At 61.9% G+C, this 15,350-nt stretch carries 15 protein-coding genes; 9 read left to right on the top strand and 6 right to left on the bottom strand.

Annotated elements, in window-relative coordinates; genetic code table 11:
• Positions 1 to 18 precede the first annotated feature (18 nt).
• Positions 19 to 810, bottom strand: coding sequence for a type I methionyl aminopeptidase (gene map, locus ACKLNA_RS03370; RefSeq protein ID WP_408984852.1), 792 nt, complete (start codon positions 808 to 810; stop codon positions 19 to 21).
• On the bottom strand, positions 807 to 1,067 hold the full coding sequence (locus tag ACKLNA_RS03365) for a ParD-like family protein (RefSeq protein WP_085711344.1): 261 nt from the start codon (positions 1,065 to 1,067) through the stop codon (positions 807 to 809). Before ACKLNA_RS03365 ends, map begins: the two co-directional genes overlap by 4 nt.
• 296 nt (positions 1,068 to 1,363) lie before the next feature.
• Between ACKLNA_RS03365 and ACKLNA_RS03360 the strand changes: the two genes are divergently transcribed.
• From ACKLNA_RS03360 to ACKLNA_RS03350, 3 genes are all read left to right on the top strand, one after another.
• The gene (locus ACKLNA_RS03360) at positions 1,364 to 2,299 is read left to right on the top strand and encodes a Ppx/GppA family phosphatase (protein ID WP_408984851.1); all 936 of its coding nucleotides are present in this window, start codon (positions 1,364 to 1,366) and stop codon (positions 2,297 to 2,299) included.
• 259 nt (positions 2,300 to 2,558) lie between these two features.
• Complete coding sequence (locus ACKLNA_RS03355; protein WP_085711346.1) at positions 2,559 to 3,935, top strand: pyridoxal-phosphate dependent enzyme; 1,377 nt, start codon at positions 2,559 to 2,561, stop codon at positions 3,933 to 3,935.
• Positions 3,932 to 5,110, top strand: coding sequence for a cystathionine gamma-synthase (locus ACKLNA_RS03350; protein WP_085711347.1), 1,179 nt, complete (start codon positions 3,932 to 3,934; stop codon positions 5,108 to 5,110). Before ACKLNA_RS03355 ends, ACKLNA_RS03350 begins: the two co-directional genes overlap by 4 nt.
• Before the next feature lie 562 nt (positions 5,111 to 5,672).
• On the opposite strand, the gene ACKLNA_RS03345 is transcribed toward ACKLNA_RS03350, so the two are convergent.
• The gene (locus ACKLNA_RS03345; protein WP_408984850.1) at positions 5,673 to 6,119 is read right to left on the bottom strand and encodes a hypothetical protein; all 447 of its coding nucleotides are present in this window, start codon (positions 6,117 to 6,119) and stop codon (positions 5,673 to 5,675) included.
• Positions 6,120 to 6,446: 327 nt separating this feature from the next.
• On the opposite strand from ACKLNA_RS03345, the gene ACKLNA_RS03340 reads away from it, so the two are divergent.
• Both ACKLNA_RS03340 and yecR read left to right on the top strand, forming a co-directional pair.
• Entirely contained in the window at positions 6,447 to 6,761 is a 315-nt protein-coding gene (locus ACKLNA_RS03340) for a hypothetical protein (protein ID WP_085711348.1), read from the top strand.
• 44 nt (positions 6,762 to 6,805) lie between these two features.
• Positions 6,806 to 7,114: a YecR family lipoprotein gene (yecR, locus tag ACKLNA_RS03335; protein ID WP_007950440.1), complete on the top strand. Its 309-nt coding sequence runs from the start codon at positions 6,806 to 6,808 to the stop codon at positions 7,112 to 7,114.
• Here yecR and ACKLNA_RS03330 read toward each other — a convergent pair.
• Positions 7,086 to 8,723, bottom strand: a complete 1,638-nt coding sequence (locus tag ACKLNA_RS03330) for a hybrid sensor histidine kinase/response regulator (RefSeq protein ID WP_408984849.1) — start codon at positions 8,721 to 8,723, stop codon at positions 7,086 to 7,088. The two genes, yecR and ACKLNA_RS03330, sit on opposite strands and share 29 nt — an antisense overlap.
• Positions 8,724 to 8,836: 113 nt before the next feature.
• Between ACKLNA_RS03330 and ACKLNA_RS03325 the strand changes: the two genes are divergently transcribed.
• A complete protein-coding gene (locus tag ACKLNA_RS03325) occupies positions 8,837 to 9,442 on the top strand; it encodes a LuxR C-terminal-related transcriptional regulator (protein ID WP_408984848.1) in 606 nt (201 codons plus the stop codon).
• Positions 9,443 to 9,457: 15 nt separating this feature from the next.
• Here ACKLNA_RS03325 and ACKLNA_RS03320 read toward each other — a convergent pair whose 3' ends face one another.
• Positions 9,458 to 10,456, bottom strand: a complete 999-nt coding sequence (locus tag ACKLNA_RS03320) for a bile acid:sodium symporter family protein (RefSeq protein WP_114883627.1) — start codon at positions 10,454 to 10,456, stop codon at positions 9,458 to 9,460.
• An 84-nt stretch (positions 10,457 to 10,540) separates the two neighbouring features.
• Between ACKLNA_RS03320 and ACKLNA_RS03315 the strand changes: the two genes are divergently transcribed.
• Together ACKLNA_RS03315 and ACKLNA_RS03310 are read left to right on the top strand one after the other, a co-directional pair.
• The gene (locus ACKLNA_RS03315; protein ID WP_085711354.1) at positions 10,541 to 11,329 is read left to right on the top strand and encodes a helix-turn-helix domain-containing protein; all 789 of its coding nucleotides are present in this window, start codon (positions 10,541 to 10,543) and stop codon (positions 11,327 to 11,329) included.
• 138 nt (positions 11,330 to 11,467) lie between these two features.
• Entirely contained in the window at positions 11,468 to 13,180 is a 1,713-nt protein-coding gene (locus ACKLNA_RS03310) for an amidase (RefSeq protein WP_408984847.1), read from the top strand.
• Between the two features lie 38 nt (positions 13,181 to 13,218).
• On the opposite strand, the gene ACKLNA_RS03305 is transcribed toward ACKLNA_RS03310, so the two are convergent.
• On the bottom strand, positions 13,219 to 14,172 hold the full coding sequence (locus ACKLNA_RS03305; RefSeq protein ID WP_408984846.1) for a Dyp-type peroxidase: 954 nt from the start codon (positions 14,170 to 14,172) through the stop codon (positions 13,219 to 13,221).
• A gap of 188 nt (positions 14,173 to 14,360) precedes the next feature.
• On the opposite strand from ACKLNA_RS03305, the gene ACKLNA_RS03300 reads away from it, so the two are divergent.
• Positions 14,361 to 15,338 carry a TerC family protein gene (locus ACKLNA_RS03300; RefSeq protein WP_408984845.1) on the top strand — a complete coding sequence of 326 codons (978 nt, stop codon included), beginning with the start codon at positions 14,361 to 14,363 and terminating at the stop codon, positions 15,336 to 15,338.
• The last annotated feature ends 12 nt before the right edge of the window (positions 15,339 to 15,350 follow it).

Below are 15,350 nucleotides of genomic sequence, written 5' to 3'. Positions count from 1 at the left end.
GTTGCGGTGGCCTTTTTTTCAAGCGATAGCCGTAAAACCTTCGATCTGATCAGGCCAAGCCGTCAACACCTCAAACCCGTCCTCCGTCACCGCCACCATGTGCTCCCACTGCGCCGATAGCGAGCCATCCTTGGTCAGCACGGTCCAGCCATCCGGCATGTTCTTCACATGGCGCTTGCCGGCGTTGAGCATCGGTTCGATGGTAAAGATCATCCCCGCCTTCAGCTTCAGGCCCTGATTCGGGTAACCGTAGTGCAGCACTTGCGGCTCATCGTGATAGACCTTGCCGATCCCGTGCCCGCAATACTCGCGCACCACGCTGAAACCTTCGCGCTCCGCCAGGCTCTGGATCGCATGGCCGATGTCACCCAGGGTGGCGCCTGGACGTACGACGCGGATGCCGGCACACATGGCCTCGTAGGTGGTCTTGATCAGATGCTGCGCTTCGGGCGAGGCCTGGCCGACAACGTACATGCGGCTGGTGTCGCCGAACCAGCCGTCCTTGATCACGGCGATGTCGAGGTTGAGGATGTCGCCATCCTTCAACGGCGTGCCCGACGGGATGCCGTGACAGACTACGTCGTTGACCGACGCGCAGACGGTTTTCGGGAAGCCGTGATAACCGACGTTGGCCGGAATGGCTTTCTGCACATTGACGATGTAGTCGTTGCACAACTGGTCGAGCTGATCCGTTGTAACCCCGGCCTTGACGTGCGGCACCAGCATCGCCAGCACCTCGGCGGCCAATTGCGCAGCCACGCGGGATTGGGCGATCTCAGCCCGGGTGTTGATCTTGATCGGATTTCTCATGCCTTGGCTGCCTCTTGAACCGGGATGTTCTGCGCGGCATCGGCCAGGGCACAGATTTGTTGCAGATCCAGACCACCCGCTTGCTCGGCGCGAATCAGCAAGCGGCAAATGGCGTGGTGATCGAGGTCGGGATACAGCTCGGCGAGCATGCCGATGCGCATCCAGTGCTCGGCCTGCGCGTTGATCGAGCGGCTCAGTGCGTTACTGGAAATGCGCAGATTCTCGTGCATGTCCTCTGAAATCTTTACGATGCCCATGGCAAGATCCGATATGAAATATATATGGAACGTATATTAATCGGGCATTCCTTCGAATTGCAAATTTCGCTGACGAGTCAAATCGCAGGCAAAAAAAAGCTGCCAAAGTTGGCAGCCAAAATCATGAAAAGCACGCGATGTATTGAGGGCAAGTATGGGCACCCGATAATGACAGTGTCATGACAGCACTAAATTCATTGAACCGCCCTCACCGCGTCATCAGGTTGTCATCGAAGCCATTGCAGAATCCTCGCAAACCGCCCGGGCCTGGGGCGGTGGATTTTGCAAGGACTCCCATGAAAGAAGACGCCTCGCTGTTTGCTGCCATCGATCTCGGTTCGAATGCGTTTCGCATGATGATCGGCCAGTCGGTCCGCAGCAGAAAGGGCTTCATGATTCAGGAAGTGAAAACCTTGCGTGAACCAGTGCGGCTGGCGGAAGGATTCGATGGCCGGGCGCTCGACGAAATGGCGCTGGATCGCGGCTGGCAGGCCCTGGCGCGGTTCGGCAAAAAGCTGCGCGGTTTCGAGCCGGGTCGTGTGCGGGCGGTGGCCACCAGCGCCGTGCGCGAGGCCGACAATGCCCAGTTGTTTCTCGGCAGTGCGGAGCGGCATCTGGGCTTTCGCATCGATGTGATTTCCGGACACGAAGAAGCGCGTCTGGTCTACGCCGGTGTGGCGCACACCTTGCCGGTCGCCGATGACCTGCGTCTGGTGGTCGACATTGGCGGCGGCTCCACCGAACTGATCCTCGGCCAGGGCTCCCAACCGTTGCTGACCGAAAGTATCGCCATCGGCAGCGGCACCCTGAGCGCACGCTACTTTCGCAACGGCGAGATTTCCCCCGGCGCCCTGCAAGAGGCCGAGCGGGTGGCCATCCTGCAATTCGAAAAGGTCGCCCGCCGCTATCGCGCCCAGGGCTGGCAGCAGACCATCGGCTCCTCAGGCACTGCGCGGATGCTCGCCAAGGTGCTCAAGGCCAATCGCCTGAACGACTTTGGTCAGGGCGGCATCACCTACGGCGGCCTGCTGCGGCTGTCGCTTCGCCTGCTGGAAGTCAGCAATGTGCGGCAACTGAAACTCGCCGGCCTGCAATCCCATCGCCAGAGCATCTTGCCCGGCGGCCTCGTCGTCATGCTCGCAGCCTTCAAGGTGTTCGGCATCGCGCAAATGGAGCCATCGGAACCCGGTTTGCGGCTGGGTGTTCTGCACGGTCTGATGAGCAACCACTGATCGGTTTTCGCTGCCGGATATTCATCGTCAGATTAAGCCGTTCATGACGCTGAAGACGCCCTTTGAATACTCGATGACGCCTCTGTGTAAACCTCGGTAAATCGCTTCCTTCCCTTCTCTGATTTCGTTCTATGGTTAGATCGAAATGGCTGAATTGCACGCTGACTAATGGTTGCGACAGTTGGTGTCTGCGCCTATGTTGCACGCGAGCTTTTCCCCCGCGAATGGAACGCGATCAACACCACAAAGAGGTGAAGAAATGTCAAAGGAATCACGCCCTGCCGTACTTGGGCTGATCGGCAATACTCCGCTGGTACAAGTCACTCGCTTCGATACCGGTCTGTGCACCCTGTTTCTCAAGCTCGAATCCCAGAACCCCGGCGGCTCGATCAAGGATCGTATCGGCCTGGCGATGATTGACGCCGCCGAGCGCGACGGTCGCCTGCAACCCGGCGGCACCATCGTTGAAGCGACTGCCGGCAACACCGGCCTGGGCCTGGCGCTGGTGGGTCGCGCCAAGGGCTACCGCGTCGTGCTGGTGGTGCCGGACAAGATGTCCACGGAAAAAGTCCTGCACCTCAAGGCCATGGGCGCCGAGGTTCACATCACCCGCTCCGATGTCGGCAAGGGTCACCCCGAGTATTACCAGGACGTCGCCGCCCGTCTGGCGAAAGACATTCCCGGCGCGTTCTTCGCCGACCAGTTCAACAACCCCGCCAACCCGCTGGCCCACGAATGCAGCACCGCGCCGGAAATCTGGGCACAGACCGAGCATGATCTGGATGCCATCGTGGTCGGCGTCGGTTCCGCCGGTACGCTGACCGGCCTGACCCGTTTCTTCAAACGCGTACAACCGGACCTCGAGATGGTCCTGGCCGACCCGGTCGGTTCGGTCATGGCTGAATACAGCCGCAGCAAGCACCTCGGCACTGCCGGTTCGTGGGCGGTGGAAGGCATCGGCGAAGACTTCATTCCGTCGATCACCGACCTGTCGAGCGTGCGCAGCGCCTACTCGATCAGTGACGAAGAAAGCTTCGATCACGCCCGCCAGTTGCTGCGCTCGGAAGGCATTCTCGGTGGTTCGTCCACCGGCACCCTGCTCGCCGCCGCGCTGCGTTACTGCCGTGAGCAGACCGTGCCGAAACGCGTGGTCAGCTTCGTCTGCGACACCGGTACCCGCTATCTGTCGAAGGTCTACAACGACCAATGGATGACCGATCAGGGCCTGTTGCAGCGCAAACGCTACGGCGATCTGCGCGACCTGATTGCCCGCCGCTTCGAAGACGGCAAAGTAGTCAGCGTCGGCCCGGACGACACCCTGATGACCGCGTTCCAGCGCATGCGCCTGGCGGATGTTTCGCAACTGCCGGTGCTGGTGGAAGGCAAACAACTGGTCGGCGTGATCGACGAATCGGACATCCTGGTACGCGTACACGAAGATGCCACGCTCTTCAGCAAACCCGTCGCCAGCGCGATGACGGACAAACTGCAAACCCTCGCCCCCGCCGCGACCCTGGCTGAACTGGAAGCCGTGCTCAGCAGCGGCCTGGTGGCGATCATTGCCGACGCCTCGGGCTTCCACGGCCTGATCACCCGCGTCGACATGCTCAACCAACTACGGAGATCCCTTGCATGAGTCAGCACGACAAGAACGCCCGCCCGCAGGGTTTCGCCACCCGCGTGATCCACGCCGGACAAACCCCGGACCCGACCACCGGCGCGCTGATGCCGCCGATCTACGCCAACTCCACGTACCTGCAAGACAGCCCCGGCGTGCACAAGGGCTTCGACTACGGCCGCTCGCACAACCCGACGCGTTTTGCCCTCGAGCGCTGCGTGGCGGATCTGGAGGGCGGCACCCAGGCGTTCGCCTTCGCTTCCGGGCTGGCGACGATTTCCACCGTGCTCGAATTGATCGACGCCGGCTCGCACATCGTGTCCGGCAATGACCTGTACGGCGGCACCTTCCGTTTGTTCGACAAGGTGCGCCAGCGCAGCGCCGGGCATCGTTTCAGCTACGTCGATCTGGCCGACCTGTCGGCGTTCGAAGCCTCGCTGCAGGACGACACGCGGATGGTCATGGTGGAAACCCCGACCAACCCGCTGCTGAGCCTGTCCGACCTCGCCGCCATAGCGCGCATCTGCAAGGCGCGGGGGATCATCTGCGTGGCCGACAACACCTTCGCCAGCCCATGGATCCAGCGGCCGCTGGAACTGGGTTTCGACATCGTGCTGCACTCGACCACCAAGTACCTGAACGGTCACTCCGACGTGATCGGCGGCATCGCGGTGGTTGGCGACAATCCAGCACTGGCCGAGCGTCTGGGCTTCCTGCAGAACGCTGTCGGTGCCATCTCCGGCCCGTTCGACGCCTTCCTCACCCTGCGCGGTGTGAAGACCCTGGCGCTGCGCATGGAGCGTCATTGCAGCAACGCGCTGGAGCTGGCGCGCTGGCTGGAGCAGCAGCCGCAGGTGAAACGCGTCTACTATCCGGGTCTGGAATCCCATCCGCAGCATGAACTGGCCAAGCGTCAGATGCGCGGTTTCGGCGGGATGATTTCCCTGGATCTGAACAGCGATCTGGCAGGCGCCCGGCGCTTTCTGGAAAACGTGCAGATCTTCGCCCTGGCCGAAAGCCTCGGTGGTGTGGAAAGCCTGATCGAGCACCCGGCGATCATGACTCACGCGACCATCCCGGCCGAAACCCGCGCCAAGCTCGGCATCGGTGACAGCCTGGTGCGCCTGTCGGTGGGCGTCGAGGATATCGAGGATCTGCGTGCGGATCTGGCGCAGGCCCTGGCCAGCATCTGACCCGCAGAAACGTCAAAGCCCGCACGAAGCGGGCTTTGGTGTTCGAGTAGGCGGCCAGTGCTGGTCTCTGGCTTACGAGGTTTCTCAGGACTCCCACAGTACAGGCAATGTGCTCTGCTGCTTCACACGGCATAAGGGCTGGAACCCAGCGCGGGGTTCTTTCTAACCGTGTACCCTTCGGAACGCGCCCAACGCTTCCTCGCTATCCGCTTGCGCATCAGTCTGCGTCTTCGCCTACATTCTTGAGCCTAGCAAACAAGCCGCTTTGCGCTACGCGGCTTTTAGATTGATTTTCTTCTAGCGCTTGCCTGCAAGGAAGTTAACCGACTATCGCCTTCGTGCTCCCCGGACCTGCCACCCGGTCGGGGCGAACTATACTTTTTCAGTTCGCTGTTCAGGTTTCATGCAAAACGTCGACACCCGTGCGCCTCCGGGCGCGCCCGTGCCAATCGCCAATCTGGTTAACCCCGGGGCCAACGAGCCACACCGTCAACCGACGGGGAATGCTCGGATGCTGGGTGGCTGATGGGTCGTGGAGAAAATCATGAAACACAAGCTTTGGTCAGGCATGGTCCTGGCGGTCGCGGCAACAGTGGTGGTGATACCCGAAGTCTGGGCGGCGCAGGCGCAGGCTGTGGCGTCTGACGGGGCGGATCATGTCGGCGCAGGTTCGGTTGCCTCGGATGGTTCGGATCACGTTGGCGCCAAGGCCGTCGCCTCTGACGGTGCCGATCATGTGGGCGCTGGCGCAGTCGCTTCCGATGGGGCCGATCACGTGGGCGCTGGTGCAGTAGCCTCTGATGGGGCCGATCACGTGGGCGCTGGCGCAGTCGCTTCCGATGGCGCAGATCACGTAGGCGCTGGCGCAGTCGCTTCCGATGGCGCCGATCACGTGGGCGCTGGCGCAGTCGCTTCCGACGGCGCAGATCATGTGGGGGCTGGCGCAGTTGCTTCCGATGGCGCCGATCACGTGGGCGCCGGCGCAGTCGCTTCCGATGGTGCCGATCACGTGGGTGCCGGGGCAGTCGCTTCCGATGGGGCCGACAAGGTGGACGCCAGAAGGCTCGCCTACTCTCGCCGTGGCGTGGGCTCCGATCAGGTCGCGTCTGCCCTCATGACCGGCAGTTATTCAGACCAGTTCAACAGTCCTCAGTAATGCTGTTCGGCGCGACCGGCAGCCTGCCGGTTGCGCCGCACTAGCACATTTGTGCTAATCGACCACCCCGTTCCCTGGCGTTATATTCCCTCGCAACCCCCGACACTCCCCAACATTGCCGCTGCGCAGTGCGAGGGATCGTTGTGCCTGGAAAAACAACAACACCAAGGAAGCAACACCATGAACCTGTACCTCAACGTCGCCAGAATCACGGTGCTCGGTGCCCTGCTTATCGGCGCCACCGGTTGCCAGACCGCCAAGCCCACCGAAGACAGCATGCGCGAACGGGCCCAGACCGTCATCGGCAAGCCCGTCTCCAAAATCGGCAACATCCGCAACGACAGCACCCTGACCTACTACACCGCCTACACCGCCGCCGGCGAATACAACTGCGAACTGCCCAGTGGCGCGATCATCGCGGTCGCCAGCATGGGCATCATGACGCCTCCGCTGTCCTGCCTGCCCAAAGGCGCGTCGCCGATTCCGGTCCAGTAAACCGTTACACCGCCTTCTCATCCGGTAAAGGATTCCGTTCGATCATGAAAACACTCATCGCCACCCTCAGCCTCGCCGCCGTCGTGCTCACCGGCTGCGCCACACCGAAACAATGGGAAGCCACCGGCGGCAGCAAGACCGACGGCGTCGTCCAGGTTTCCTATGAACTGGGCCAGTTCGAAAGCGGGCAAACCTCTGCCGCCCAGGGACTGGCCACGGCCGAAGGACGCTGCAAGGTCTGGGGCTACAAGAGCGCCGAAGTGTCCGGCTCGGAGAAAAACATCTGCCGCACCATGGGCCAGTACAACTGCCTGCAAACCACCATTACGCAGGACTATCTGTGTAAGCGCTGACCGCTTCGGTCTGCCGGTCGCGCAGCGCACGCAAGGTCGCGCGCAGCTCGGCCGGGCGCACCGGTTTGGACAGAATGGCTATCTGGCGGTCATGCAGGGCCGCCTGGATTTTTTCGATGTCGTGCCCGGTGATGATCATGGCCGGCACCGCAAACCCCCGCTGTCGACGAACTTCATCGATGCACTCGATACCGGTGCTGTGCGAGCCGAGGTCATAGTCGGCGACGATGATGTCGCAGTCGGTGACCAGCCCCTGCCCCGTCAACTCGGCCTGCACGACGCAGCCCCAACGTTCGAGCAACGCCGACGTCGCCAGCAGAACGTTATGGTCATCCTCCACCAGACACACCTTCAACCCCGTCAGCAATCCGACCTGACGAGCCTCCTCCCGGTTGACCGGCAACTGCGGCGCCACCCGTGACAAGCCCTGCAGCGTCACAGCCGTGCCGTGCCCCAGCCGCGAGCGAATCAGCACATCGACACCGATCATCTGCCCCAGCCGCTTGACGATCGACAGGCCCAGCCCCACGCCTTCAACGTCCTTGTCACGCAATTGACGGACCCGATAAAACTCCTCGAAAACCCTGGACAGATGCTCCTCGGCAATGCCGCTGCCACGGTCATACACCACGATGGCCAGCCCCGTCCCTTTTCTGCGCACCCCCACCAGCACCGGCCGCTGCGCGCCGTATTTGAAGCAGTTGGACAGCACGTTCTGCACCATGGTCGCCAGCAGGGCCGGATCCGTGTACACCCAATGCTCGCAACGGTGCAGACGCAATTCCACACCCGCCCAACGTGCAGCCTCGGCATTCTGGCGAATCAGTTCCGTCAGCCACTGCCCCAGTTCCAGCGTTTGCATCCTGGGTTGAACCCGGCCGTTATCGAGGGTGTACAGATCGAGGATCGAGCGGAAAAGCTGCGACACGTTAAGCAGCGAACGGTCGATGTTGTCCACCAGCCGCCGCTCATCCTCGCCCAGCCGCGACTCGCGCAGGCACGCGGTAAACAGGCCGATGGAGTGGATCGGCTGGCGCAGGTCATGGCTGGCCTGGGCCAGGAATCGCGATTTCTCCAGATTCGCCGCGACGGCTTCTTCAGATGCCTTGCGCGTGCGCTCCAGCAACAGGTGCGCATACACCGGAATTACCGTGCTGGTGATCATCAGCATCAGCACCATGAACGGTTGCGCCTGCCAGTACGGCGTCAACCGATACACCGCCAGCAGCGCCAGCAACGCCAACACCGTGGCGATCGCCAGATAGCGCGAGCCGTAGCGCATGCCGTTACCGAGGTTGACCCAGACCATCACGGCATAAATGGGCAGCGCGGCCTCGCCACCGACCACCAGCCCGAAACTGGTGCCGGTGTAATCGTGGACCATGCCGAATATCCGCCGCGCCGGATAATGCCCCGGCCAACGCACGATGGCCTGACGCAGCCCGACGGAGGCCAGCAGAAACAGGGCAATGTAAGTGACCACCGGCAGATAGGTATCGAAGCGCTGGCCCGGCAGGAAACCAAGCACGGCCATGTACACCAGCGCGATACTGGCGATGATGATGCGCAGATTGGCCTGGTCGAGCTCGGTGTTCTTTTCGAACTTCATGGGGAACGTCCTTGTGCGGCAATCGTCAGAATCAGCACGAACCGACAGGCAACGCCTTCGCCCGGTGCTAAGGTGCACGCCGTGAGAAATGTCGACCCAGGGAGGGTTGTGCCATGACATGCCGAATCATCATAGCCGACGATCATCCGCTGTTTCGCGAAGCGATGGTGCGCACGGTCCGGCGCCTGTTGCCTGAAGCGCAGATCGAAGAAGCCGGCGATCTGGAGGCGGTGCTCGCCCTGCTGCCATCCGGCGATGAGCCGGACACCTTGATCCTCGATCTGCGCTTCCCCGGCCTGACTTGCGTCAGTCAGCTCGGCGAACTGCGCCGGCGTCTGCCGCGCACCACGCTGATCGTGGTATCGATGGTGGATGACGAGGCACTGATCGGCGAAGTCATGGCGGCGGGCATCGACGGTTTCATCGGCAAGAACATCGCCCCCGACGAGATCGGCGAGGCCATCCTGGCGATCCGCGAAGGCGAAGTGCTGGTGAAGTTCGCCCCGTCCGGCCTGCTGCCGCTGGAAACCGGCGCCGCCCTCACCCCGCGTCAGCAGGATGTCCTGCGGCTGATTGCCCAAGGCAAGACCAACAAGGAAATCGCCCGTGAACTGGATATTTCCCCGTTCACGGTGCGGATTCATGTGTCGTCGTTGTTGCGGGTGCTCAACGTGCCGTCGCGGGCAGCGGCGGCAGTCAAGTATTCCGGTGCGGGTTAGCGTCCGCAGCCGTGATCAAGGATCAACCTGCGCCATCAGTTCCTGCACCGACTCCTGTCGTTTAGCATAACGCTGCGCCAGCACCGCGCAGACCATCAACTGGATCTGGTGAAACAACATCAGCGGCAGAATCAGCACACCGATGGTGCTGCCGGCAAACAACACCTGGGCCATTGGCACACCGGTGGCCAGGCTCTTTTTCGATCCGCAGAACAGGATGGTGATGCGGTCTTCCAGGTTGAAACCAAACAACTTGCCCAGCAGGGTCGACGCCAGCAACACCAGCCCCAGCAGGATGCAGCAGGCCACCACGAGACCGAGCAGGTCGATGACCGGGATCTGATGCCAGATGCCTTCGTTGACGGCTTCACTGAACGCGCCGTAGACCACCAGCAGAATCGAACCCTGATCGACGAACTTCAGCCAGTTCTTGTTGCGGCCGACCCAGGCGCCGATCCAGCGGCGGGCGATCTGACCGGCGATGAACGGCAGCAGCAGTTGCACGCTGATCTTCAGGATCGCGTCGACGGTCGAGCCGCCGTCGCCATGCACGTTCAGCAACAACGTCACCAGCAACGGCGTCAGAAAGATCCCGAACAGGCTGGACGCCGCCGCACTGCAAATCGCCGCCGGAATATTGCCCCGGGCCAGCGAGGTGAAGGCAATGGCCGACTGCACCGTGGCCGGCAATGCGCAGAGGTAAAGCATGCCCATGTACAGGTTGTCACCGATCATCGGCGACAGCAGCGGTTTGAGCGCCAGCCCCAGCAGCGGGAACAGGACAAAGGTCAGGCCGAACACCAGCAGATGCAGGCGCCAATGGCCGGCGCCAGCAATGATCGATTCGCGGGAAAGCTTGGCGCCGTGCAGGAAAAACAGCAGCGCAATCGCAATGTTGGTCAGCCAGCCGAAGCCGACCGCGACCTGGCCGCTGGCGGGCAGGAAGCTGGCGAGCAGCACCACGGCGACGAGGGTCAGGGTGAAGTTGTCGGGCAGGAATCTTGGGCGCGTCATGGTTTGTTCATCCGGGGGTTGCCAGTACGTGGAAGCGACTCTAACGTGACTGGAAATTACCGACTAACGCCGAAGAGCCGCAAGATGCCGCCAAAAGGACACGACAAGAGCGTCAGACGTAGCATCCCCGGGCTGCCCAGCCTGCCGCGCCCGTTGTACGGGCGCACCGAATCGCTGCCCAATCGCGCCCTGACCCGTCGCCACAGCCATCCGTGGGTGCAATTGTCTTACGCGATCCAGGGCGTGCTCGAAGTGCAGACCGCCGCCGGTCGTTTCGTCGCCCCGCCAGAGCGCGCCGTGTGGATTCCGGCGGGGGTACCCCATCGGGTATTCAGTTCGCCGCACACGGAAATGCGCAGCCTGTATATCGATTGCAGCGTGGCGGGTTGGGCGCTGGAGCGTTGTCATGTGCTCGGCGTCAGCGATCTTTTGCGTGAGTTGATCCGGGCCTTCAGTCAGATTCCTGTCGAGTATGACCAGAGCGGCCCTCACGGACGCCTGGCACAGGTGATCCTCGATCAATTGGCCGAGGCCCCGCAAATCGACCTGATGCTGCCACTGCCTCAGGACATCCGTTTGAGGCAGATCTATCAAAGTCTCGAGCAACATCCGGAACAGCAGACCACACTCAGTCACTGGAGCGAAAAGTTCGGCGTGACCGAGAAAACCCTGAGCCGGCTGTTCCTGCGCGATACCGGCCTGACCTTCCGTGCATGGCGCCAGCGCTTGCGTTTGCTGGGCGCGCTGACGCCGCTGGAGCGTGGCGAACGGGTCACCGAAGTGGCTCTGGCCTGCGGTTATGATTCGACTTCGGCGTTCATCGCAGCCTTTCGCCAGCAGTTTGGTGAGACGCCCGGAGAATTTTTTCGCTGACTTTTGTCGATATTTATCGAATTAGGACATGCCAATCGACAAACTTCAGGGTAGAGTTTCGCCCATCAAGAATGATTGACACGTTTCGACGATAACAATGATCAACCACCCTTTAGCGAACCTGTCGGCGGTAACAGCATGATCGAAGTCACTGAAGTCTCCATTGCTCAACTGCGCTCGGCGCTCGAATCCGGCCAGACCACCGCGGTTGAACTGGTTCAGGCCTATCTGGCGCGTATCGATGCCTATGACGGCCCGCAAACCGCCACCGCCCTGAACGCGGTGATCGTGCGCAACCCCGAGGCCTTGAACGAAGCCGAGGCGTCCGATGCCCGCCGCGCCAAGGGCGAAACCCTCGGTCCGCTGGACGGCATCCCCTACACCGCCAAGGACAGCTATCTGGTCAAAGGCCTGACCGCTGCGTCCGGCAGCCCGGCGTTCGCCGATCTGGTGGCCCAGCGTGATGCGTTCACCATCGAGCGCCTGCGTGCGGGCGGCGCGATCTGCCTGGGCAAGACCAACATGCCGCCGATGGCCAATGGCGGGATGCAGCGTGGCGTCTACGGCCGCGCTGAAAGCCCGTACAACGCGGATTACCTGACTGCGCCGTTTGCTTCCGGCTCGTCGAACGGCGCCGGCACCGCCACCGCCGCGAGCTTCTCGGCATTCGGTCTGGCGGAAGAGACTTGGTCGAGCGGTCGCGGCCCGGCGTCGAACAACGGTCTGTGCGCCTACACGCCGTCGCGCGGGGTGATTTCGGTGCGCGGCAACTGGCCGCTGACGCCGACCATGGACGTGGTGGTGCCCTACGCCCGCACCATGGCCGATCTGCTGGAAGTCCTCGACGTAGTGGTCGCCGAAGACACCGACACCCGTGGCGACCTGTGGCGCCTGCAGCCCTGGGTGCCGATCCCGAGCGTCGCCTCGGTGCGCCCTGCTTCCTACCTTGAACTCGCAGTGAAAAGTGACGCCCTGGCGGGCAAACGCCTGGGCGTGCCGCGCATGTACATCAACGCCGACCCTGAGGCCGGCACCAGCGACGAGCCGGGCATCGGCGGCCCGACCGGGCAGCGCATCAACACCCGCGCCTCGGTGATCGACCTGTGGAAACAGGCCCGCCAGGCCCTCGAAGCCGCCGGTGCCGAAGTCATCGAAGTGGACTTCCCGCTGGTCTCCAATTGCGAAGGCGATCGTCCGGGCGCGCCGACCGTGTTCAATCGCGGCATCGTCTCCAAAGAGTTCATGCATCACGAACTGTGGGACCTGTCGGCCTGGGCCTTCGATGATTTCCTGCGCGCCAACGGTGATCCGAAACTCAATCGACTGGCAGATGTCGACGGGCCGAAAATCTTCCCGCACGACCCGGGCACCCTGCCCAACCGTGAGGGCGACCTCGCCGCCGGGATGGACGAATACGTGCGCATGGCAGAACGCGGCATCACGCCGTGGGATCAGATCCCGACGCTGCCGGACGGCCTGCGCGGTCTGGAAAAGACCCGCAAGCTCGACCTCGAAGACTGGATGGATCGCCTCGGCCTCGACGCCGTGCTGTTCCCGACCAACGCCGACGTGGGCCCGGCCGACGCCGACGTCAACCCGGCCTCGGCGGACATCGCCTGGAGCAACGGCATCTGGGTCGCCAACGGCAACCTCGCGATCCGCCACCTCGGCGTCCCAACCGTCACCGTGCCGATGGGCGTGATGGCCGACATCGGTATGCCGGTTGGGCTGACGTTTGCCGGTCGCGCCTATGACGATTCGACGTTGCTGCGTCTGGCAGCGGCGTTCGAGGCGACCGGGTCGAAACGACTGGTGCCGCCTCGTACGCCGACCCTGGCAGCAGGCAAGTAAATAAAAAACGGCGGGATCGAATGATCCCGCCGTTTTTTTTATCGCTCCGCCAGTTCTTCCAGCAAATCCGCCGAAGGCACAAAGAACAGACTGCCGGTGACCGCCGTGCTGAAGTCCAGCAATCGATCGTAATTGCCGGGCGGTTTGCCGACGAACATGTTTTCCAGCATCTGCTCCAGCGGTTCCGGTGAACGCGCGTAACCGATGAAGTAAGTGCCGAATTCACCTGCGCCGGGCCGGCCGAACGGCATGTTGTCGCGCAGGATTTTCACTTCCTCGCCGTCCTTGGTGATGGTCGTCAACGCACTGTGGGAGTTGCTCGGTTTGACCGAATCATCCAGCTCGATATCGGACAGCTTGGTGCGCCCGATCACCCGTTCCTGCGCTTCGACCGGCAATTCGTTCCACGCCTTCATGTTGTGCAGATACTTCTGCACCAACACATAACTGCCACCACTGAACGTCTGATCTTCATCACCTACGAGGGTGAAATGCTCGGCTTTGCGGCCGACCGGATTCTCCGTGCCGTCGACAAAACCGATGATGCTGCGCATGTCGAAATAACGGAAACCCTGCACTTCGTCGGTCACCGTCACGGCGCCGTCCAGTGCCGACATCAATTGCGTGGCCAACTCGAAACACAGGTCCATCTGATCGGCACGAATGTGCAATAGCAAATCGCCCGGCGTAGAAATGGCGCGCCGCCCTTCTATACCGAATTCGCGAAACTCATGCAGGGACGCCGGTCGTGGACTGCCAAACAGACGATCCCAGGCGCTGGAGGAAAACCCACAGACGCAGGACAGGTTGCCCGAGGGAACGCGCTTGCCGACCGAGCGTGTCAGGCCTGCGATATCGGCGCACCAGTCGCGGACCTTCTCGGCCGCCTCGGCTTCGGCGTTGAGGGTTGCCACGATGAAGATCGCAGCGCTGGTGATCGGGCTGCAGACGGCTTGAGGATCTGGCGTGTCGATGATCGTCGCTCCTGGCATGGTGGGCTGGCTCGACAGCGAGGTTAGCAAAGAAGTGTTGAATGAAGTATTACCCGCATCTGCCCATCTCACCTGACACTTCGTTATTCACGAACAATACCCACGAAATAAACGATTTTTCTTCCTCGGAATTCTCCTACTAGCATGGCCCCGTCTACCCCGAAAAACATAAAGACAGGGAGAACGACATGCACCCCATCAACATCGGCGAACCCTGGATGTGGGCCGCCTTCATCGTTTTTGTTCTCGCCATGCTGGCCGTTGACCTGTTTGTCTTCGGCGGGCGCAAGGCGCATCGGGTCTCGGTGCGCGAAGCCTCATCCTGGGTGATTGCGTGGTGCGTGCTCGCGCTGGCCTTCGCCGGGCTGCTCTGGTGTTATCTGAACGGCGAGTTCGGCCCCGAAATCGCCCAGCGCAAGACCCTGGAATTCCTCACCGGTTATCTGATCGAGCAGTCGCTGTCGATCGACAACATGTTCGTGTTCGTGATGATTTTCGGCTACTTCGCCGTGCCGCCGGAGTTGCAGCGTCGAGTGCTGCTGTACGGCGTGCTCGGGGCGATCGTGATGCGCGCGGCGATGATCTTTGCCGGGGTGTGGCTGGTGTCGCAGTTCACCTGGCTGCTGTATGTGTTCGGCGTGTTCCTGATCATCACCGGGATCAAAATGCTGGTGTTCGCCGAACAGCAACCGGACCTCGATAACAATCCGCTTCTGCGCTGGGTGCGCGGGCATCTGCGGATCACCAACGGCTTTCATGGCGAGCGCTTTTTCGTGCTGCAGAATGGCGTGCGCTGGGCCACGCCGATGTTTCTGGTGCTGGTGCTGATCGAGGCCAGCGACCTGATGTTTGCGGTCGACAGCATCCCGGCGATTTTCGCGGTGACGACCGATCCGTTCATCATTTTCACCTCGAACATCTTCGCGATCATGGGCCTGCGGGCGCTGTACTTTCTGCTGGCGGACATGGCCGACCGCTTTCACCTGCTCAAATACGGACTGGCGCTGGTGCTGGTGTTCATCGGCGGGAAGATGACGGCGATGCCGTGGTTTCACATGCCGGTGGAGTGGTCGCTGGCGATTGTCGGCGGGCTGATACTGGCGTCGGTGTTGCTCAGTCTGGTACTGACGAAGGACAAGTCGCCCGAAGAAAGTCAGGCGAAATAACGGCCGAGGGAG

It is taken from the genome of Pseudomonas sp. UV AK001 (assembly GCF_046097675.1).
In the GTDB taxonomy this organism is placed as follows: domain Bacteria; phylum Pseudomonadota; class Gammaproteobacteria; order Pseudomonadales; family Pseudomonadaceae; genus Aquipseudomonas; species Aquipseudomonas kribbensis.
This window is presented reverse-complemented; position numbering and strand designations above follow the sequence as displayed.

Coding starts and splice junctions, on each gene's coding strand:
- map (WP_408984852.1), bottom strand. CDS start 810: ATGAGAAATCCGATCAAGATCAACACCCGGGCTGAGATCGCCCAATCC.
- ACKLNA_RS03365 (WP_085711344.1), bottom strand. CDS start 1,067: ATGGGCATCGTAAAGATTTCAGAGGACATGCACGAGAATCTGCGCATT.
- ACKLNA_RS03360 (WP_408984851.1), top strand. CDS start 1,364: ATGAAAGAAGACGCCTCGCTGTTTGCTGCCATCGATCTCGGTTCGAAT.
- ACKLNA_RS03355 (WP_085711346.1), top strand. CDS start 2,559: ATGTCAAAGGAATCACGCCCTGCCGTACTTGGGCTGATCGGCAATACT.
- ACKLNA_RS03350 (WP_085711347.1), top strand. CDS start 3,932: ATGAGTCAGCACGACAAGAACGCCCGCCCGCAGGGTTTCGCCACCCGC.
- ACKLNA_RS03340 (WP_085711348.1), top strand. CDS start 6,447: ATGAACCTGTACCTCAACGTCGCCAGAATCACGGTGCTCGGTGCCCTG.
- yecR (WP_007950440.1), top strand. CDS start 6,806: ATGAAAACACTCATCGCCACCCTCAGCCTCGCCGCCGTCGTGCTCACC.
- ACKLNA_RS03330 (WP_408984849.1), bottom strand. CDS start 8,723: ATGAAGTTCGAAAAGAACACCGAGCTCGACCAGGCCAATCTGCGCATC.
- ACKLNA_RS03325 (WP_408984848.1), top strand. CDS start 8,837: ATGACATGCCGAATCATCATAGCCGACGATCATCCGCTGTTTCGCGAA.
- ACKLNA_RS03320 (WP_114883627.1), bottom strand. CDS start 10,456: ATGACGCGCCCAAGATTCCTGCCCGACAACTTCACCCTGACCCTCGTC.
- ACKLNA_RS03315 (WP_085711354.1), top strand. CDS start 10,541: ATGCCGCCAAAAGGACACGACAAGAGCGTCAGACGTAGCATCCCCGGG.
- ACKLNA_RS03310 (WP_408984847.1), top strand. CDS start 11,468: ATGATCGAAGTCACTGAAGTCTCCATTGCTCAACTGCGCTCGGCGCTC.
- ACKLNA_RS03305 (WP_408984846.1), bottom strand. CDS start 14,172: ATGCCAGGAGCGACGATCATCGACACGCCAGATCCTCAAGCCGTCTGC.
- ACKLNA_RS03300 (WP_408984845.1), top strand. CDS start 14,361: ATGCACCCCATCAACATCGGCGAACCCTGGATGTGGGCCGCCTTCATC.